This is a genomic window from Methanosphaera sp. WGK6, from assembly GCF_001729965.1.
Classification (GTDB): domain Archaea; phylum Methanobacteriota; class Methanobacteria; order Methanobacteriales; family Methanobacteriaceae; genus Methanosphaera.
This window is the reverse complement of sequence record NZ_JRWK01000007.1, coordinates 21,919-44,612: the sequence shown is the minus strand read 5'-3', so window position 1 is coordinate 44,612 and position 22,694 is coordinate 21,919. Positions and strand designations below refer to the sequence as shown.

At 29.2% G+C, this 22,694-nt stretch carries 13 protein-coding genes; 8 read left to right on the top strand and 5 right to left on the bottom strand.

Annotated features, from left to right (window positions below; all coding sequences use genetic code 11):
• Positions 1-23: 23 nt before the first annotated feature.
• From NL43_RS04795 to guaB, 4 genes are all read left to right on the top strand, one after another.
• On the top strand, positions 24-1,577 hold the full coding sequence (locus tag NL43_RS04795) for a phenylalanine--tRNA ligase subunit alpha (protein WP_069592910.1): 1,554 nt from the start codon (positions 24-26) through the stop codon (positions 1,575-1,577).
• 10 nt (positions 1,578-1,587) lie between these two features.
• Complete coding sequence (locus tag NL43_RS08355; protein WP_198923187.1) at positions 1,588-1,737, top strand: hypothetical protein; 150 nt, start codon at positions 1,588-1,590, stop codon at positions 1,735-1,737.
• 58 nt (positions 1,738-1,795) lie between these two features.
• The gene (locus tag NL43_RS04790) at positions 1,796-2,500 is read left to right on the top strand and encodes a (5-formylfuran-3-yl)methyl phosphate synthase (RefSeq protein ID WP_069592909.1); all 705 of its coding nucleotides are present in this window, start codon (positions 1,796-1,798) and stop codon (positions 2,498-2,500) included.
• 113 nt (positions 2,501-2,613) lie between these two features.
• Positions 2,614-4,110: an IMP dehydrogenase gene (gene guaB / locus NL43_RS04785; RefSeq protein ID WP_069592908.1), complete on the top strand. Its 1,497-nt coding sequence runs from the start codon at positions 2,614-2,616 to the stop codon at positions 4,108-4,110.
• Between the two features lie 99 nt (positions 4,111-4,209).
• Here guaB and NL43_RS04780 read toward each other — a convergent pair whose 3' ends face one another.
• The 3 genes from NL43_RS04780 to NL43_RS04770 are packed head-to-tail and all read right to left on the bottom strand — an operon-like array spanning position 4,210 to position 6,201.
• Positions 4,210-4,449, bottom strand: a complete 240-nt coding sequence (locus NL43_RS04780) for a pseudomurein-binding repeat-containing protein (protein ID WP_069592907.1) — start codon at positions 4,447-4,449, stop codon at positions 4,210-4,212.
• 6 nt (positions 4,450-4,455) lie between these two features.
• Positions 4,456-5,625 carry an HD domain-containing protein gene (locus NL43_RS04775; protein WP_069592906.1) on the bottom strand — a complete coding sequence of 390 codons (1,170 nt, stop codon included), beginning with the start codon at positions 5,623-5,625 and terminating at the stop codon, positions 4,456-4,458.
• A gap of 39 nt (positions 5,626-5,664) precedes the next feature.
• Positions 5,665-6,201, bottom strand: coding sequence for a nicotinamide-nucleotide adenylyltransferase (locus NL43_RS04770; protein ID WP_069592905.1), 537 nt, complete (start codon positions 6,199-6,201; stop codon positions 5,665-5,667).
• A 409-nt stretch (positions 6,202-6,610) separates the two neighbouring features.
• Here NL43_RS04770 and NL43_RS04765 point away from each other — a divergent pair, with 409 nt between their 5' ends.
• Entirely contained in the window at positions 6,611-7,672 is a 1,062-nt protein-coding gene (locus tag NL43_RS04765; RefSeq protein ID WP_069592904.1) for an adenosylcobinamide amidohydrolase, read from the top strand.
• Positions 7,673-7,681: 9 nt separating this feature from the next.
• Here the strand turns inward: NL43_RS04765 and NL43_RS04760 are convergent, their stop codons facing one another.
• Complete coding sequence (locus tag NL43_RS04760) at positions 7,682-8,074, bottom strand: universal stress protein (RefSeq protein WP_069592903.1); 393 nt, start codon at positions 8,072-8,074, stop codon at positions 7,682-7,684.
• 14 nt (positions 8,075-8,088) lie between these two features.
• Positions 8,089-9,774 (bottom strand): ATP-binding cassette domain-containing protein, encoded by a 1,686-nt coding sequence (locus NL43_RS04755; RefSeq protein ID WP_069592902.1) that lies wholly within the window; start codon positions 9,772-9,774, stop codon positions 8,089-8,091.
• 398 nt (positions 9,775-10,172) lie between these two features.
• Here NL43_RS04755 and NL43_RS04750 point away from each other — a divergent pair, with 398 nt between their 5' ends.
• From NL43_RS04750 to NL43_RS04740, 3 genes are all read left to right on the top strand, one after another.
• A complete protein-coding gene (locus NL43_RS04750; RefSeq protein ID WP_069592901.1) occupies positions 10,173-14,909 on the top strand; it encodes an Ig-like domain repeat protein in 4,737 nt (1,578 codons plus the stop codon).
• A 370-nt stretch (positions 14,910-15,279) separates the two neighbouring features.
• Positions 15,280-20,004, top strand: a complete 4,725-nt coding sequence (locus NL43_RS04745) for a right-handed parallel beta-helix repeat-containing protein (protein WP_069592900.1) — start codon at positions 15,280-15,282, stop codon at positions 20,002-20,004.
• 248 nt (positions 20,005-20,252) lie between these two features.
• Positions 20,253-22,586, top strand: a complete 2,334-nt coding sequence (locus NL43_RS04740; RefSeq protein ID WP_069592899.1) for a hypothetical protein — start codon at positions 20,253-20,255, stop codon at positions 22,584-22,586.
• The last annotated feature ends 108 nt before the right edge of the window (positions 22,587-22,694 follow it).

Sequence of the window (22,694 nt, the reverse complement as noted above, 5' to 3'; positions counted from 1 at the left end):
TATTTAAGGAGGAATAATAGTACATGTTAGAACAAGTAATTAATGAATTGCATGTTTATGAAAAAAAATTATTAAATGCATTATCTAAGGATGTTAATTTAACACCTGAAGAAATAGCTGAAGTTGAAGAGATGCCTGTAAAAGCAGTTACAAGTGCTGCAGGGATGCTTGAAAGTAAAGATATTATCACAGTAAATAAAAATGCTATAGAAAGTATAAGTCTTTCTGATGAAGGAATAGATTATGCTATAAATGGATTACCTGAGCATAAAATACTTCAAGCATTACAAGAATTTTCAAAAGAAGGTAAACTTGAAGTAACAATGGATGAAGTAATGGAAAAAGCTGAAGTATCCAGACCCCAAATGAATTTTTCTATTGGTATATTAATGCGTCATCATTGGGCAAAAATGAATAATGGAAAATTAATGATAACTGATGAAGGTAAATCTGCAGATTTATCTGAACTACCTCAAGTTAAATTCTTAAAATACTTACTTGAACATAAAGAAGTTCTTAATGAAGCAATACCTGAAGAATTTAATAATGTACGAAAAGAATTCAAGAAACGAAAAGAATTATTTGATAAGACAACAAGACAAGAATTCTCTTTTAATTTAAATCAAAAAGGAACAGATATTCTCAAAAAAGGATTCACAATTAAAAATGATGCAACACAACTTACCCATGAACAACTAAAAGAAGGCACATGGAAAGACCTACATTACAGAGGATATGATATTCATGCATCTGCACCTAAAAACTTCCCTGGTAAAATACACCCATTACAACAAACAATAGAAGAAATAAGAAGTATCTTTATTGACATGGGATTTGATGAAGCAAAAGGAACAATTCTTGAATCAGCATTCTGGAATTTTGATATGTTATTCCAACCACAAGATCATGCAGCACGTGAAATGCAAGATACATTCTATGTAAGTAATCCATCACAAGCAAAATTACCAAATAAAGAATTAGTAGAACAAACCCGTGCAGAACATGAACATGGTGGAAATACAGGTTCAACTGGATGGAATTATAAATGGGATGAAGATATTGCAAAACAAATGGTTTTAAGAACCCATACAACTGGGCTATCAGTAAGACATTTATCTGAAAATCAACCACCACTTAAAATGTTCTCAGTAGGAAGAGTATTCAGACGAGAAACTATAAATTACAAACACTTACCTGAATTTCATCAAGTAGAAGGAATTGTTGCAGGTGAAGATATGAGTTTTAAGAACTTACTTGGAATTTTAAAAGAATTCTATAGAAAACTAGGATTTAAGGTAAGATTTAGACCAGCATACTTCCCATACACCTATCTTTCAATTGAATCTGAAATATACGTACCAGAAAAGAAAAGTTGGATGGAACTTGGAGGATCTGGAATGTTTAGACCAGAAGTACTTGAACCACTAGGAATTGAAACACAAGTAGCAGCATTTGGTCTTGGAATTGAAAGACTAGCAATGATGAGATATGGTATTGAAGATATTAGAATGCTATATCAAAGTGATATTGGCTGGTTAAGAGAATTACCAGTAACAAGAAACATCAAAGATTTCTAGATGTGATATAATGGTATATAATTCATTAGAACTGAATCTTGAAGCAATAACAAATACAATTGCAATGTTAGAAAAAGAAAATAATGATGAAAACAAGGAAAAAATAGAAGAACTTAAAAAAGAAAGAGATAAGTTACTTCAAGAATTAAAAGTATTCTAGAAAAAGTTTTCTAATTATTTAACATACAGTATTTAAAGTTAATAGTATGGGTGATTAAATGGAATTATTAGTAAGTGCAATTAATTTAGAAGAAGCAAAAGAAGCTAGATTGGGTGGAGCAGACATACTTGATGTTAAAAACCCTAAAGAAGGTTCTTTGGGAGCTAATTTTCCATGGGTTATAAGAGAAATTAGTGAATATGCAAATAATGAAATAATTGTAAGTACCACTATTGGTGATGTACCATACAAACCAGGAACAGTATCTCTAGCAGCACTAGGCTGTGCTACTGCAGGTTCAAACTATGTTAAAGTAGGATTATATGGTCCAGAAAATTATGATGAAGCAGTAGAAGTAATGAATGCAGTGGTAAAAACAATAAATGAATATGATGATACTATAACAGTTGTAGCATGTGGATATGCTGATGCATATAAAATAGGTTCAGTAGAATCTGAATTTATACCAAAAGTAGCATATGATAGTGGTTGTGATTTAGCAATGCTAGATACTTATATAAAAGATGGGCATAGATTAACTGACCACTTGAACAAAGAACAACTAAAAAATTTTGTTGATGAGGCACATGAATACAAGCTTAAAGTAGCACTAGCAGGGTCAGTTAATTCTGGAGATATACCATTACTTAAAGAAATTAACTGTGATATTATGGGTGTACGTGGCTGTGTTTGTAGTGGTGGTGACAGAAACACTGGAACCATAAATCAAGAATTGGTACAACAATTAAAAGATAACATTTAATTATTATCTTGAATAAAAATAATACTAATAAATTACTAAATAAATTAACCTATCTTTTTTTTATTTTAGTCAATTGAACATTAAGAATTTGTTTTAAAAATGAGGGGCATTATATGAGCAGTAAATATATGGATAAATTAACAAAAGCAGAAGATACTTATACATTTGATGATTTCCTTATAAAACCAGGATTATCAAATATAGAACCAAAAGATGTTACACTTAACACTAAAGTATCAACTAATTATGATTTAAATATACCTGTAGTAAGTTCAGCTATGGATACAGTTACAGAATCAAGAATGGCGATATCTTTAGCAAGACAAGGTGGTCTTGGAGTAATTCATAGAAATTTAACAATAGAACAAGAAGTCAAAGAAGTTAAAAAAGTTAAATTTGCTAATGAATTAACTGTAAAAGAAGTTATAACAATATCTCCTGATGAAACAGTAGCTGATGCAAAAGAAATTATGGATATTGAAGGAATCAGCGGATTACCTGTAGTTAATGATGAAAATATTGTAGTAGGTATTATAAGTCGTAGAGATATAAAACCATTACGTGGTAAAAATCTAAATCGTAAAATATCTGAAACAATGACTCATAATGTAGTAACAATTTCAGAAGATACTGATACAGAAACTGCATTAGATTTAGCATATGAAAATAAAGTAGAACGTTTACCTGTTGTTTCAGACGAAGATCAAATTGTAGGTATTGTAACAATGAAAGATATTTTAGAACGTAAAAAATATCCAAGTGCAGTACGAGATAAAAATGGAAGATATATTGTAGCAGCAGCATGCGGACCTTTTGATATGGAACGTGCAATGGCATTAAGTGATGCTGGAGCAGATATTATAGCAATAGATAGTGCTCATGGACATAAAAGTGATATCATAGAATCTGTTCGTGAAATGAATAAAAATGTTGAATCTGACATTTTATTAGGTAATATTGCAACAGCTAAAGCAGCTGAAGACATATTAAAAGCAGAAATTAATGGTATAAAAGTAGGTATTGGTCCAGGATCTATATGTACTACAAGAATTGTTGCAGGAGTAGGAGTACCTCAACTTAGTGCAGTATCTAGTGTGGCAGATGTAGCTGCAGATTATGATGTTCCTGTAATTGCTGATGGTGGACTTAGATATTCTGGTGATGTGGCAAAAGCATTAGCGGTAGGAGCAAATGCTGTTATGGTTGGTAGTTTACTAGCAGGTACAACAGAATCTCCTGGTGAAATGACTATTAGAAATGGACGTAAATATAAACAGTACCGTGGAATGGGTTCCTTAGGTGCAATGACTGGTGGAGTTGGTGCTGGTAAGGATAGATACTTCCAAACTGGTGGAAGTAATATGAATTCTACAAAATTAGTGCCTGAAGGTATTGAAGGAGTAGTTCCATATAAAGGGGAAGCTAGTCAAATAGTTTATCAATTAATGGGTGGTTTAAAATCATCTATGGGTTATGTTGGAGCAAAATCTATTGAAGAAATGCATGAAAAGGCAGAATTAGTGCATATTACATCTAATGGAATGTCTGAAAGTCATCCTCATGATATTACAATAACTAATGAAAGTCCAAATTATCATCCAAGAGATTAAATATAATTAATATGTAATTAATCCCCTCTAATATTATTTTTTTTTATCAACTAGTTTTTGGTATATTTTTTTTAAAAAAAGAGTATATTTTAGAAAAATTTAATCCTTCCGTCGTTTAGCATAAATACTCACTGTTTCTGGTTGTCTTCCATTTTCTAAAATAAATTTATTAACATTTTCTATAGCTTCTATGTATTCATTTTTATATATCTTGGTATCATCTACTATGATGTGTGGTGGCATATTGCCTTTTTTAGTATTATAGTCTATTACTTCTTTTATAAATGACTGGTATTCTTTTTTAGAAAGTTCTTTTTTTATTTTCTTTTTTATTTTCATTTTTTATCACGTTGGTAATGTAATGTGGTCTTCTAGTTTAATATTGGCATTTTTTGCTTTATCTCTATTTTCGGGGGATAAAAATAATGCTAGATCAGCATAGTTATATTGTGCTTTTTTTAGTGTGTCTATAATTGTAGATACTTTTGTCAATGGTTGAAATCCGTCATAGGTTTTTACTTGTATGCTCATTTTCTTGAATGATAATTCTTCAGGTATGTCTACTATAACTTCTTCGGGTGGGATGTTTAATTTTGCTGCAATTGTTTCTTCGGCTTCTGTTAGGTATTTTTTATCCATTTCCACTATTTTTTCAGGATTTTCAAATTGTGATAATTCAATTGTATCTGCTTTCTTATATAAGTGTCTTGTATCTAGGTTTTGCATAGTTTTTTGTGGTAGTCCGGGAGTATTTCGTGTTATATTGATTAAATCCCCGTCATCAAGGTATCTTAGCTCTTTTTCTTCTATTATTTTATTGTTGAGTAGGTGTTCTAGTGAAACTCTGAACATACTGTTTACAATTCGCGTGGTGTGATGTTGGTATACTGTTGGATACATGAAGTATCTTGCAAGTAGTGTTGATTCTGCAGCTTGAACTCCTTTTTGTGTGAGAACAAGGTTGTTTTCATCATATGTTAATGAGTACAGTAGTCTTTCTGTGTCAATTACACCATATGCCACACCCGTATAATAGGAGTCTCTTGCAAGGTAATCCATACGGTCTACATCTAAATCACCGGATATTATTTTACCATACTTTGTTTTTCCATCTATAATGCTTGTAATTAGTTTTGGTTCAAATTTTTCATTGATTATGTCAGTTACTGGTGAGTTAAGAATAATTTCTTTGGTTATTGTTTCATGGGATTTTTTTAGTGCTCTTTCTGATACATGTGAAAATGGTGCATGACCTATATCATGTAATAATCCGCAAATTCTTAATAATTCAAGGATTTCATTATCTAATCCTAGTATTGTACCTAATTTATTTGCTAAATACAATGTACCTATGGAATGTTCGAATCTGGTGTGATTAGCACCGGGATATATTAGGTTTGTAAATCCTAGTTGTTTTATTCGTCTTAGGCGTTGTATTTCAACGGTATCAATTAATTTTAATTCATAATCTGTTAGATGTAAATCTCCATGAATACTATCTCTTATGAATCCCATTTTCAACATCTCATTCTATTTTTTTATAATATCTTTTTTTTATATTAATTCACTAATTTCTTTTTTATTTAGTTTTTGTATACGTTGAACTCCTTTAATTTCATTAATAACCTTCACAACGGATTCTGGAATTAATGATTGCCAGTCATCATCATTTAATATTCTTTTTCTTACTTCTGTTCCGGAGTATTCAGTACGATTAAATAATGATGGTTGTATGCATGGTATTTCACCTTCTTCAAATAGTTGTTGTACTAGGCTATTTCCAGAGTATACTTTGCAAAATGGTGGTGTTAGCATTTTTACATGGCCTACCCATAATGAATTACAGGAAATATCTTCTAGAGGAATAATGTAGTAACGTGATGGGTCTACATCATATTCTCTTAATGCCTTAGTTAACATAAGTACTCTTTCTCCACCAGTAAATGGGTTTGATTGTGTATGGCTTTTTTCAGCACTTCCTATTCCTATAATTAGTTCTTCAACTTCTTTTAGAGTTTCTTGAATTACACTTATGTGTCCTTTATGAACTGGTTGCATTCTTCCAATTAATAGTCCTCTTTTTTCTTTCATATTCTTTCCCATATACAATTTTTTATTATTCTTTTTAATTGTTATTTAATTATGTTTTTCAATACTATTTATAGTTTTTTTTAAGTAAGTGTTTATTTTTTGTTAGTTCTAGTAAAAATGGTAAATTTTTTAACAATTTTTAATAAAATTTGATTATCTTTGTTTGTTTTTTTCTTTATAATCTCTTTATTTTTCCATATTTTTCGCATAGATTTCATTCATTCAAATAAAAATTTAAATATTATAAACATTAGATTTTTATATAGTACAATATATTGTATGTTAGTTAGTCCTTTAGGGTAGTGGCAATCCTACGAGACTCTGGATCTTGTGACAGCGGTTCGACTCCGCTAAGGACTATTAATATTATTATTCTTTTTTTTAACTACTTTTGCAGGTGGTATTTACAATGACTTATATTTATTCAGAAATAGTTTATTCTAATGATTTATTTGATTTAATAAAAAGAGATGCAGCATTAATCATTAAATTTAAAGTAAATAATAATTTAGTGATATCTTCATGGCTTAATGGTGGTTATCAGGAAAATATGAAATATGTTGTTAATCAAACATTGGAAGGAAGTGATTATAATGAAATTGCTTCTATGGATTATAAAACATTTCAATCAAAATGTATGGAAAAATTAGAATTAAATCCATTAAAATCAACAGGACTATTTACATCAGCATGTATGGATAACTATGCTATATCAACATATACATTTAACAAATTAACTGTAACTTCAATAGTAACTGCTGGAGCAGATAAAAATGGTATAAAAGCAGGTGATCCAGCATCATTCTATGAATATGATAATAAATATTCATCAATAGGAACAATTAATGTAATAACAATAATAAATGCAAATCTTGAGCCTGGAGCATTAATAACAGCATCAATAACAGTAACAGAAGCAAAAACAAGTGTACTTGAAGATTTAAAACTAGAAAGTCAATTTTCTACACATATAGCAACAGGGACGGGAACTGATGGAATATGTATTGTTTCAAATAAATCAAGTAAAAATCACATAGAAAATGCTGGAAAACATTCAAAACTAGGTGAACTGATAGCAAAATCAGTTCAAGATGCAACAAGAAAAGCATTATACTATCAAACTGCAATGAATACAGAATATCAAAAAACAGTAATAAATAGATTAACTAGATTTAACATAGACTTTGATGACTTTTATAATAAAACATCAAATATAACTAAAACAGATTATGTTAGTCTATTGTATCCTTATATTAATGAAACAAGAAACATTGCATGGGTAAGTATGGTTGTTAATTTAATAGATGAATATCAGACAAATCTATTAGAATTTAAGGATATAATAGAACCAATTAAAGAAATAATTTCTACATTTACAGGAATATCTTATGATATTAATATAAAATCAATAAAAGATATTATGGACTATATGATAAATGCAATAAATGATTATTTAATAAAAAAGGGGTAAAGTAGGTGTTTATTTAATAATAATTATTGGTAAATCTACATGTTTTAGTGTAGCTTGTGTAAAACTACCTAATAATTTAGATTTAAGTCCTGTTCCACGTGAACCCATTACAATAACATCCGCTTCACTTTTTCTTGCAACTTTTTCAATATCAAATTCTGGACTTCCAAATAAAATCATACTTTCTACTTTAACATCTTCTTCAACTGCAAGATCAATAATTTCATTAATATACTTATTTGCTCTTGCTTCTTGTTCTTCATAAGCTAAAGGTACTTTTTGATCCATAATATGGGTAACAACAATTGTAGAATCAAGATTTTTTGCTAAGTCTATAGCTTCAATTGCTGCTTTTTTAGATAACTCGGAACCATCTGTTGGTACTAATATTTTATTAAACATAATATTAACTCCTATTATTCAATATCTTCTGATTCAATAAATTTATTTGTTACTATTTCCGGATCTCCTTCAGCTACTAGTTCTCCTTTATTAATAAGTATACATCTAGTAGATACTTCTTTTACAAATTCCATAGTATGACTTACTAGAATTATTGTAGTGCCTAATTCTTCATTAATTTTTTTAAGAGAATTAGCAACAATTCGTAAAGTAACAGGATCTAAATCTCCAAATGGTTCGTCAAGTATTAAAATATCTGGATTTGATGCAAGTACTGTTGCAATAGCTACTCTTACTTTTTGACCACCAGATAATTCAATAAATTGTCTTGATAATAATGGTAATGGTAAGTCAAGTGCTTCAAATACTGGTTTAGAGTAGTTTATTATTTCATCTTGTTCTATTGTAGGGAATAATAATTCTAAAACTTCGGGTCCTAGATTAACTTTTTGTAATTTAAGTATAGCATCATTTCTTGAAAGATCTGTTAATTGATATATAATATCTAATGATTCCTTACTTAATCCTAATTCATCAGCTTTTTTCAATGCTTTTTCATATACATTATCCATTTTTGGTGATAATTTTGAACCTATTTGTTCTAATATTGGTGTGTGTGGTGTTAATGCAAATTCTTGATGCATGAATCCCATATTTTTACGGATATTCATACGATTTTCACCATATTCATCCATTTTAGTCCATGTATCATTAGTTAGTATTTCAATACTACCACTATCTGGTTGTTCAAATCCTGCAATCATACGTAGAATTTCTGTTTTTCCAGACCCTGTAGGTCCAATTATTGATAATATTTCACCTTTATTCACATCAAAATTTATATCATTAATTGTAAGAACATGACCTCCCTTGTATAAGTAGAAATCTTTAGTTAAATTACGTACTTTTATAATAGGTTCACTTCTATCCATATCGGCTATTGGATATATTGATTCTTCATTTGATAAAAATTTATCAATAATAGTTTCAGTATCATTAACTTCCTCTACTTTACCATTAAATAAGAGCATTGTTCTACTACATAAGAATTTCTGAATTTCAGGTTGATGTGATACTACAATAACTGTTGTATTATATTTTTCATTAATTCTTTTAATAGTTTTAAGAATTTCCAATCTCTTCTTAGGACTACTCATAGTAGCAGGTTCATCAAGTAAAAGTATTTCTGGCTTTTTAGCAAGTTGTCTTGCAAGAACAAGTCTTTGCTTTTCACCACCACTAAGAACAGGAGCAAAATGATCTGCTTTTTCCTTAAGACCAACAGTATCCAGAATATCTAATGCTTCATCATAATAATCATCTTTAACTTCATTAATATCTGTTGTTGTTTCATCACCTGTTTTTATTCCAACAAGTTTATGAATAACATTTTCTATTGCAGTTTCAGACCATAATCCAAATGATCTTTGAAGATGAATAGCAGTTTTATCCTTTAAATCATTTTTATATTCGGAATAATTTTCTGGAGTAATTACAATATCATCTACAGTAATAGTACCCTCATCAAATTCCTCCACACCTCTTAAAATACGCATGAGTGTTGATTTACCAGAACCACTAACACCCATAATTCCAAATATTTCTCCATCATTAATTTCAAAGGAAACATTATCTAATGCTTTAATTCGATTATTGTTATTTAATTTATAAATCTTAGTTAAATTTTCTACTTTTATCATCTAATTAACACCAAATTTAAAGAAATTTATTATATCTATATGTAATATATGATTTTTATTCTAAATAAGATTATATTTAAATTTAATAATTCACTTTATCTTACAAAATTAAACAGTTATTAATTAATTTAAATTTATTTTAAAGTATTAACTTATAGTTATTATTCAATTTTCTTTTATTTTTCATCAAATTATAAATATTTCTATATATATATATAATTTGATTAACTTTGGTTTTCCCTTTTTTAGTGGTAATTGGGGGTTTTAGGTGTATGGGGATGTTTTCATGTATTTATGGGATTTTCCTATTGTTTAATCCTCTTTTTTTTATTACTTATAAGGGATAATAGTATAGTTAATTTTTTTCATATTATAAAAAACATTTTTTGGAGAATATAATGAAAAATAAGAATATTAAATCTGTATTCTTATTAGTAACACTAGTATTCTTACTTGTTGGACTTACAGCACTCTCTGCTGCTGACACATCAAGTAACAGTACTGATGTAAGTACATCTAGTGTAAGTAGTGTATCTGATAGTTTATCTTCAGATACTCTTGCTACTTCTGCTAGTGATAATAAGAACACAGTAACAACTAAAACAATTAAAAGTGAAGAAGAAACAGTAAATTACTATGTATCTGATTCAAAAGGATCTGATGATAATACAGGTAAATCTGAGGATACTGCTTTCAAAACTATTGAAAAAGCAATTAATTCAACCACAAGTAATGGTGTATACAATATACACATTGCTGAAGGAGTATATAAAGGCATAGGAAATACTAACCTAACAGTATCTGGAAATAACCATATTAACTTCATAAGAACAGGCATTAATAAAACAGTCTTTGACGGTGAAGCAAATTATACAATAAGATATGGAGACTTCGTATGGGGATCATCAGATGTCTGGAGATACTATGATAATGGTACAGGTAACTGGTTTATGAACATTACAGAAGGTAATGGAAAAATCACAATTACTAACATGACATTCCAGAAAGGATGGGTAAAAGGTGGAAGTGCAACATCACTCTATAAAATAGCACCTATAGACAACTATGCAACACTAAATGTAGATAATGTATATTTCTATTCCAACTTCTGTGGTGTAGGTTCAGCATTAAGAAACCGTCCAGGAGCAACATTAACAGTAAATAACAGTATATTTGATTCAAACCGTAAATCAGACAGTACAGGAAATGCAGGTATCATATACAACAATGGTACAGCATATGTATATAATTCATTATTCACTGATAACTATGCTCGTTGGGGAAGTGTAACTAATGATCGTGACTTAAGCGTAATTAACTGTACATTCCGTAATGGTATTGCATATGATGGAAATAGTGGATTTAAAAGTGGAACAGGAATCTATATGAACACAGGATCTCTTGACTATTTTGTAGTATATGATGTTGAAGGTATAAAAACACTTGTAGAAAACTGTACATTTGAAAACAACCAACAATGTGATGTACATATAGGGTTTGGACAAGCAACAATCCGTGGAAATGTATTTAACAAATCAACAGGTATTTATGAAGTAAGTGCAGCAAGATCAGCAAAAGTAAACCTTACAGTAACACACCTCATAGAAAACAACCAATTCATAAACATGCAACCATCCACATTACTTGCAACAATGCTCACAACAACCACACCATCATTCGCATTCTACTCAACAGCTCTAGGATACAATACAACAATAATCAACAACACAATCGACGTACCAAATGTAAGATATGGTTATGGACTAAGATTAACAGGATACGCAAATGTAATAAACAACACAATGAACAACTACATAGCAGTAGAAGGAAACAATAACACGATAACAGGAAACACCATAAACACAAACAAAGAATACACAATCATAGCATCCAACAGTAGATTAAATAACACAGTTACAAACAACACATTAATAACAGAGGTACTAAAAGGTGACCTATCAGTAGATATGAACACAACAAAAAACACTGTAGAAAACAATTTACCAAAAGCAGATATAATTACAATAACTAATGAAAACTATGCAAATTACTTTAATAATGATGGTACCATAAAAAATGGTGCAATTATTAGTGGAAATAAAGTAATATTCTCAGGTAAAATAATTAATAAGAAATTTATCTTTGATGATGTTAAATTATTAGTAACTAGTGAAAATACCAATGCAACACTCATTAATTCAACAATAATGACAAGAAATAATGCAGCAATCATGTTAAATGATGTTACAATAAATAACACAGATTCAACACTTGATTATGCAATACTCTTAAATTCAACAAAAAATAAAATAACAAAATCCAAAATAATTGTTAACACAACAAATACAATCCATGCACTAGTAATTGATGCAGATGAAAACACAATTAATGGAACAACAATTGATGTAGTTGGTCCTTCTCTTGATGTGGACTGGTCAGGATATCCAGTTGGACTTGGAAAAAATATTGGACTATTAATAAGATCATCAAATAATCTAATAGCTAGTTCAACAATAACTGTTAAAACACAAGCAAATGGAACAACTTATGGCTCAGTATATGGTATAGAAATTCAATCACCAGATGCAACAAAAACAGTCACTGGAAATGAAATAACAAGTACTCGAGTAACAGTTACCGGAGATATGTATGCTTATGCATTAAACATAGTAAGAGCAGATAACACAATCACAGACTCAAACTCTCGTTTCACAGCAACTAGTAATAACACAGCATACGCACTACAATTATCAGGACCAGCTAAAAATAATGAATTTGGTGGATATGCAACAGTAACAGCAACAACAAATGCATACGGTGCATATGTAACAGGACAATGGTCAGGAACTATAACAAACACAACATTTAATAAATACATAGTTCAAAATATAAATTCTGAAAATGGATATGGAATAGTAATAGAATGTGCATCTAATATAAATATTAGTAATACTTGGAATGAAGGACATTTCTATGGAAATAATGGAATAATATATTCATTAACTAATACAAACAATTCTTATATTTACTGGGGAACTAGGTATATGCATTGTGAAAATCCACAGTTTGCATTAATCACTGATTCCCGTAATTTAACTATGTATGCTACTAGTATGTATTCTAATAATGGTGAAGGTGTAGTTATAGTAAATTCTAGTGATATAAATATAACTGGAAATAAGTTAAATATAGGAAATGTCACTTGTGGAAATGATGCAGTAACAAGTACTAATTCAACAGATGTAACAATTGAAGCAAATACACCTGTTATAGGATTATTAACAGAGGATACGTACAACACATACTTTGATGAAAATTCTGTAATAAGAGACAATATTAATGTAACATACTTAGTACTTGGTGGGGATTTATATAATCATGATTTAATATTCAATAAAACTATTGAAATGAGAAATGCAGGAAACTATACAATATATAATGGAACAATAATCGCTAGAGGAAACATATCTGGAATCACAATTGATGGACCTAATATAAATAATGTAAATAAACCTGCAATAATCACAGATTTAAATAACACCATACAATCAAATATTTGTATATATAGAAGTAAAATTACAGTTACAGGAGATAATGTAACAGCAGTAATATCTGAACGTAAATCTGACACGCAATTAAATACAGTTTATTTATATCAAACTAACATAATACTTAAAGGTAAAAATGCGACAGTGGTTTATTATACTGGAAATGTTACAGGAAATACTATAAGTGGACAACTAAGAATAGCTAGATCAAATATAACTGTACAAGCTGAAGATAATTCAATAGTATTTAATGCAAATGCTGTTGATATGTGTTTGGATTATAATAATGTAAGTCAATCTGGTAAAAATGTAATAACAATATTAGCTAACGAATATGCATTATATTATCAATATAGTGGTTTCAGTTATAATAATGTTTCATTAAATGGAGATAATGTATCAGTAATTTATGCTACAAATAAAATAGGAAGTCGTTCTGGTTATTTCCAAGGAAATAATATAAATTTAACTAGTAATAATCCAATAACTGCTATTACACTTGATGGACGTAATAATTATGTATCTCAGAATAATATTACTATAAATACATATAACAAAAATACACCTGTAGTTTCAGTAGTAAATAATTCACGTGTAACTGATAATTACATATCTGCTTATGATGTATGTGGTAATGCTGCTGTAGAAGCAATACCTGGTGTAACTATCAGTGGTAATACTCCGGAGTATGTTCAAGTTATAGTAACAATGAATGATATTACAGGATTTGTAAACCAAGAAAATACAATCACAGCTAAAGTTACAGATTTGGCTGGTAATAATAATGTTGAAGGATTAGTAACATTCACTAATGCAAATGGTAAAGTTATAGGTACTGCTACAATAGATAATGGTGTAGCAACAATAGATTATGTGCCAAGTCACATTATGGATTCAACAATAACTGTAACATATACTGGAAATGGAGTTTATGATACTAAAAACACCACAGCTAACATTGTAATAAAAAGATTACCAACAACTATCAAAGTTGACCCAGTAACAGCATATATTGGTGATGTAATAACACTAACTGCTACAATAACTGACAGTGAAAACAATGCTATTACAAATGGTAAAGTAATATTTAAAGTAAATGGTAAAACACTAAGAGATGCTGAAGGTAACACTATATATGCAACAGTAAAAGATGGTAAATATGTTGTAGAAAATATAACTGTACTATCAGGCTGGGCAAAAACAAGTTCAGTAATCACTGCAGTATATGGTGGATATGGTGACTTTGAAAGTTCTAGAATTAACACAACATTTACTGTTACAAAACGTGAAGTAAAAGCAACTGTTGACTCAGTAACTACTAAAGCTGGTGAAACTGTAACATTCACAGTTAAACTAACTGATAACATCACAGTAACTGGTGGAAAAGTTGTATTTAAACTCAATGGTAAAACACTCAGAGATGATAATGGAAATGTACTCTATGGTACAGTAACAGATGGTGTAGCTAAAGTAACATACACACTACCTGCTAAAATGAGTGCAAAAACATACACATTAACATCTGTATTCTCAAGTGGAATATATAATAGAGCAGAAGCAAATGCAACATTAACTGTAACAAAATAGTCTTTTTTTTGACATGATGGGGATATATTTATTATTCTCATCATATTTTTTTTTCTTTTTCATGATTTGAATTAGTATTTTCTTTTAATATCATGATATGATTTTTTTTCATATATTTTTTGGGATATGTATGTTAATTAATATTAAATTTATTTTTTGTATTTGTATTTTTATTATATTATTTTTATTATATTATTCAAATTTATTTTAAATTATATCAAATTATAAATATCTTATTCAAGATATAGAATATTATGTTAACTTTATATACAAATGTTAGTAATTTTTTTTATATTTAACTTAAAAATGTTTTTATAATATGGAATAATTTTTATGAAGTTAATATAATTATTTTGGAGAATATAAAATAATGAAACATAAGAATATAAAACATATGTTCTTATTAGTAACACTAGTATTCTTACTTGTTGGACTCACAGCACTCTCTGCTGAGGACACATCAAGTAATAGTACAGATGTAAGTACATCTAGTGTAAGTAGTGTATCTGATAGTTTATCTTCAGATACTCTTGCTACTTCTGTTAGTGATAATAAGAACACAGTAACAACTAAGACAATTAAAAGTGAAGGTGAATCTGTAGATTATTATGTATCTGATTCAACAGGATCTGATGAAAACGATGGTAGTTCTAGTACTACTCCTTTTAAAACTATTGGAAAAGCAATTACTTCAACAACTGATAGTGGTATATATAATATACACATTGCTGAAGGGGTATATAAAGGAGTTGGAAATACTAACTTAACAGTATCTGGAGCTAACACAATTAACTTCATAGGTTCTGGAATCAATAAAACAGTCTTTGATGGTGAAGCAAATTACACTATTCAAGAAACAGGGTTTTATTGGGGCTCATCCAGTGTATGGAAAAGCTATGTTAATGCAACTGGTAATTGGTTCATGAACATCACAGAAGGTAATGGAAAAATAACCATTACAAACATGACTTTCCAAAAAGGATGGGTGAAAGGTGGAAGTAGCTTAGCTGCTTATAAACTAGCACCAATAGATAACTATGCAACACTAAGTGTAGATAATGTATACTTCTACTCAAACTTCTGTGGTGTAGGTGCAGCATTAAGAAACCGTCCTGATGCAACATTAACAGTAAATAACAGTGTATTTGACTCTAACTGTAAATCAGACAGTACAGGAAATGCAGGTATCATATACAACAAAGGTACAGCATATGTATATAATTCATTATTCACTGATAACTATGCTCGTTGGGGAAGTGTAACTAACGATAAAATCATAAGTGTAATCAACTGTACATTCCGTAATGGTAAAGCATATGATGGAAGCAGTGGATATAAATTTGGTCCTGGTGTAGCAATGAACACAGGAACACTTGACTATTACACTGTATACAATGTTGATGATGTACAAACATTAGTTGAAAATTGTACTTTTGAAAACAACGATCAATGTGATATATACATAGGATTTGGACAAGCAACAATCCGTGGAAATATATTTAATAAATCAACAGGTATTTATGAAGTAAGTGCAGCAAGATCTGCAAAACTAAATCTTACAATAAATCACTTAATAGAAAACAACCAATTCATAAACATACAACCATCCACATTACTTTCAACAATGCTTACAACAACCACACCATCATTCGCATTCTACACTACAACAGTAGGATACAATACAACAATAATTAACAATACAATCGATGTACCTAACACACAATATGGTTATGCATTAAGATTAACAGGATATGCAAATGTAATAAATAATACAATGAATAATTACATATCCATAAATGGACATAATAACACAATAACAGGAAATATAATAAACACAACACGTGATTACACTGTTGTTGCAGCTACAAGTAATACAAATAACACAATAACTAACAATACATTACTATCAGGTATGCTTAATGGTAATTTAGCAGTAAATGTATCAACAAGCAATGTTGTTGAAAATAACTTACCATCATCTGATGTAATAGTAATAACTAATGAAAATTATACAACATACTTTAATAATGATGGAACCATGAAAAATGGTGTAATAGCAAATGGAAGTAAAATATTACTTTCTGGTAATATAATTAATAAAACATTCATCTTTGATAATATCAAAGTATTAGTAACCAATGAAACAGAAGCACAATTAGTTAATTCAACAATAATAACAATCAATGATGCAACAATATCATTAAATGGAATTATAATAAACAACACTGATTCAACAACTGAATATGCAGTACTCTTAAATTCAACAGGAAATAAAATAGTTAACTCTCAAATTATTGTTAACACAACAAATACAGTTCGTGCAGTAATAATAGATGCAGATGGAAACACAATAACTGGAACAACAATTAATGTAACCGGCCCATCACTTGATGTGGACTGGTCAGGATATCCTGTAGGACTTGGAAAAAATATTGGATTATTAATAAGATCATCTAATAACTTAATTAATAGTTCAAGAATCAATGTAACATTCCAAGGAAATGGAACAACTTATGGCTCAGTATATGGTATAGAAATTCAATCACCCGTAGCTACAGAAGTAGTACATGGAAATGAAATAAGAAGTACAAGAGTATATGTTACAGGAGATATCTATGCTTATGCATTAAACATGGTACGAGCAGATAACACAGCTTCAAGCTTATCCTACTTCACAGCTGAAAGTAATTTCATGGCATATGCAATGCAATTATCAGGTCCAGCTAAAAATAATACAATAGCAGGATATGCAACAGCAATAGCACCAACAGCAGCATATGGGGCATATGTAACTGGACAATGGTCAGGAACTATAACAAATAACTCATTTGAAAAATACTATATTCAAAATGTAAACTCTTCAAATGCATATGGTATAGTACTTGAAGGAGTATCTAATACTATTATTGGAAATGCAACATACACTATACATGGAACAGTAAGCGAACCAATTTCATTAACTAATGCAAACAATACAGAAATTTATTCAATAACTTTAAATCAATACACAACAGATGTTAATTCACAAATTGCAACAGTTACAAATTCAAGTAATGTAACTTTCAGAATTAACACTATGTCTTCATCAAAAGGAACTGGTGTAAATATAGTAAATTCCAGTACAATAAATGTAACTAGTAACTACATTAACATAGGAAATGTAACTGGAGGAAATGATGCAGTAAAATCTGAAAACTCAAGTAATGTAGTAATTGAAGCAAACACACCTGTTATAGGATTATTAACAGATGATACATACAACACATACTTCGATGAAAACTCAAAACTACGTGAAATTACATTTGATTTCATAACAATTGGTGGAGATTTACATAATAAAGATTTAATCTTTAACAAATCAGTTGATATAAGAAATGCAGCAAATTACACAATATATAATGGAACAATTACATTTGAAGGAAATGCAACTGGAACAAGTAATTTAACTAAAATCAACATAAATAATGTAGATAAACCAGCATTAGTAACTGATTTAAATAATACTGCACAAGTAAATATATATCTAAAATATGGTAACATAACAGTTACTGGAGATAATGCAACTGCAATAATATCCGAACGTAAACCAGCTACACAACAAGTTTATATATCAGTACAATATGAAAATATAACAGTCACTGGTAAAAATGCTACCTATGTATATTACACAGGAAATGCTACAACAAGTACTGTAACTGGTGTAATGGAAACAATATATTCTAATATTAATGTTACAGCTGATGATACATCCATTGTATATGATATAAACTCAGCAACAATATATTTCAGATACAATAATGTAGCACAATCTGGTAAAAATACAGTAACAATATTATCTGATAAAGGAGTAATTAGTTACTCAAATGGTTTCCAATACAACAAAATAGTTGCAAGTGGAGAAAATATAACCGTAATCAATGCAGTAAATAAAATTGGTACAACAAGCAGTTATATTTATTATAATAATATAAACTTAACAAGTAACAATCCAACAACAGCTATTACAATAGATGGACGTTACAACTACGTAGCATACAATAATATCACTGTAAACACATACAATGGTGAAACTCCAATTATATCAGCAGCAAACAATTCATCATACGTAAGATTTAATAATCTTGTAAGTTATGATATTTGTGGTGATAATGCAGTAGAACATACAGGTGTTACAATCACAGGTAATACACCAACATATTTACCAGTAATCTTAACAGTTAATAATATAACTGGATTTGTAAATCAAGTAAACACAATCACAGCTACAATCACTGATCTTGGTGGTAAAAACTATGTAGATGGAACTGTGATATTTGCTGATGCAAATGGTAAAGTAATAGGTACAGCTACAATAGATAATGGAGTAGCAACAACAGATTATGTGCCAAGTCACATTATGGATTCAACAATAACTGTAACATATAATGGAAATGGAGTTTATGATACTAAAAACACCACAGCAAAACTAGTAATAAAAAGATTACCAACAACTATCAAAGTTGACCCAGTAACCGCTCATATTGGTGATGTAATAACATTAACTGCTACAATAACTGACAGTGAAAACAATGCTATTACAAACGGTAAAGTAATATTTAAAGTAAATGGTAAAACACTAAGAGATGCAGAGGGTAACACTATATATGCAACAGTAAAAGATGGTAAATATGTTGTAGAAAATATAACAGTACTATCCGGCTGGGCAAAAACAAGTTCAGTAATCACCGCAGTATATGGTGGATATGGTGACTTTGAAAATTCCAGAAGTAACACAACATTCACTGTTACAAAACGTGAAGCAAAAGCAACTATTGATTCAGTAACTGCTAAAGCTGGTGAAACTGTAACATTCACAGTTAAACTAACTGATGACATCACAGTAACTGGTGGAAAAGTTGTATTCAAACTCAATGGTAAAACACTCAGAGATGATAATGGAAAAGTACTATATGGTACAGTAACTGATGGTGTGGCAAAAGTAACATACACACTACCTGCTAAAATGAGTGCAAAAACTTATACCATAACATCAGTATTCTCAAGTGGAATATACAACAGAGCAGAATCAAATGCAACATTAACCATAACAAAATAAATCAATTTAAGATGAGAATTAACTTCTCATCATTCTTTTTTTAAATAATTTATAATTAAATTAATGTTTTTTTAATATTTTATTCAATCAAATTAGTTTCATTTCTTATTTCTTTCTTCATAATCCTTATTTAACTTTAATTATAATAAATTTTATATTATATTTTCATCATAGATATTATTATTCAAATGAAACATATATGTTGTATGGATTATTTGAATATTAAACAAGTATAAGGAGCTAATGACATGTCAAATAAAAGAACATTAATGTTTCTAATGGCTCTAGTAGTTTTAATATTAGGATTATCTGCAGTAAATGCAACAGATATATCGGATATTAACAGTACAACTGTTAGTAATTCACAGATAACACAGACAGAAACAGTTATTGATGATTCTAGTAATATAGAAACAATAGATGTAACTAAAGAAACATCAACTAATAATATAAATAAAAATAAGATAAGTTGCAATGACAACAATAAACTTTCAACAAAAACAGCAGCAACTTTAAAAACAGATTCTCAAGTACAAACACATATTATTACAAATACTACTTTCAACAACTACTTTACAAGTAGTTATTTAAATAATAATGTAAATGCAGGAGATACACTGGATTTTAGGGGAAATTTCTTCTCATCAAGTGAAAATAATTATACAATGGTTATTAATAAACCAGTTAACATAATAGCTAGTCTTAATAATTCAAACATATCTCTTAACACAACATCATCTGACTTCTTTGGTGATAGTCCGGGAGATTCATTTGTAATATCTAAGGCAGGTTCTGGTACAAATGTAACTGGTCTTTACTTCTACAATACACAAATATTTGTAAAAAATGCAAATAATGTAACACTTCGAAATCTAACAATTCTTGATATTAAACAAGTAGTTGGGGGAGGAGTAGGAGTATGTTCTATTCGTGAAAACTCATCATATATAACAGTACAAAATTGTTACTTCTACACTGAAAATAATGGAGGACATAGTTCTCTAGTAGGAGCATGGGCTCATCACTGTACATTTGATAATAATACTATTGTTGGTTCAGGTAATCTAGGTAACCTATTATATCTTACAACATATAATGTAGATATACCTGATCTTAGATCAACTAATGACTATAATAATATTACTAATAATAAAATATATGGTCCATCATCACCATTAGCAATTTGTTATGGAATTTGTATTGTAGGTTCAAATAATATTATTGAAAATAATACAATTGAATATAATAGAGGTCAAGGAATAATTGCACAATATGGTAGTGGAACTGGAACAGAAGGTGATGGTACAAACCAAATAATTACACAAAATAATATTATTAGAAACAATGTATTATTAAATGGTAGTTCAATGAGTGCTCCAGTAAAAAGTATAGTATATAATAACACAGTAACTGGAACAACAATGATTAACTATGGAACAACATACTATAACAATACACTTAATACAGTAGAAACAAGAGCAGGAGATTCTCTAGGAACAATATCTGTATATAATAATACAATGAATAACTTAACTATCAGAAGATCAGCTCAAGCAACCAATATAACATTTTCAAATAACACAATTAATGGTAATATAATAATTCAACCAGCATCCACTGGTTATTACAATGAAAATGTAACAATAGTAAATAACACTATTAGGGGAAATATATCCACTGGTAGTGAAACAACAGGAAATATTGGAAACATAAGTATTAAATCAAATAATATTACAGGAATACTTACTTTAGCTAGTAAAAGAAATGTGAAAATAAATGGAATGACCATAACTAATAATACAATAATAAGTCCTCTAAATTACACTATAACACTCACAAGTAACACTGCAAACATATTAGTACAAGATAACTTATTAACATCAAATGAATCTGTAGGAAATATAACAGTAATAGATAAGGGTTCAAATAATATAATAATTGATAATGGTCCATCACCAGAAGTAATTACTGATTACACTCGAGTTTTAATTGCACCAGTAAATGGTATGATTGGAAGTGTTGTTACAATTGATGCCACCATAACTTATGGAAAAACTATTGTAAATGGTGGTAAAGTAGTATTTAAAATCAATGGTAAATCAATCAGAGATAATGATGGTAATATAATTCAAGTAGATGTAACTGGTGGTAAAGCAGCACTTAATATAATAGTACCCGTTTCCTGGTCAAAACAAGGAACTATAATATCTGCAGTATATGGTGGTTATAATGAATTTAATCATGCTAGAAGTCAAAATTACACATTAAATATTACAAAACGTACTACATCACTAGAATTCAAATCCATCACTGCTAAAATTGGTGAAACAATAACATTTTCTGTTAAAATAACTGATAATTCAACAATATCAACTGGAAAAGTAGTATTTAAAATTAATGGTAAAACAATAAGGGATACTACGGGTAATCCAATATATGTTCAAGTAGTAAATGGTGTAGCAACATTAAAATACACAATTCCAACAACAATGACTGTAAAAAATTATACAATTCAATGTGTATATGGAAACAACATATATAACCGAGCAGAAAACAGTACTATATTATCTGTGACAAAATAACTTATAATCTTTTTTTGTAAATTAGAAGTGATGATTTAAGACATCACTTTCTTATATTTTATTTAATTTAATATAACAAGTTTAATACTATTTTCTTATATTATAATC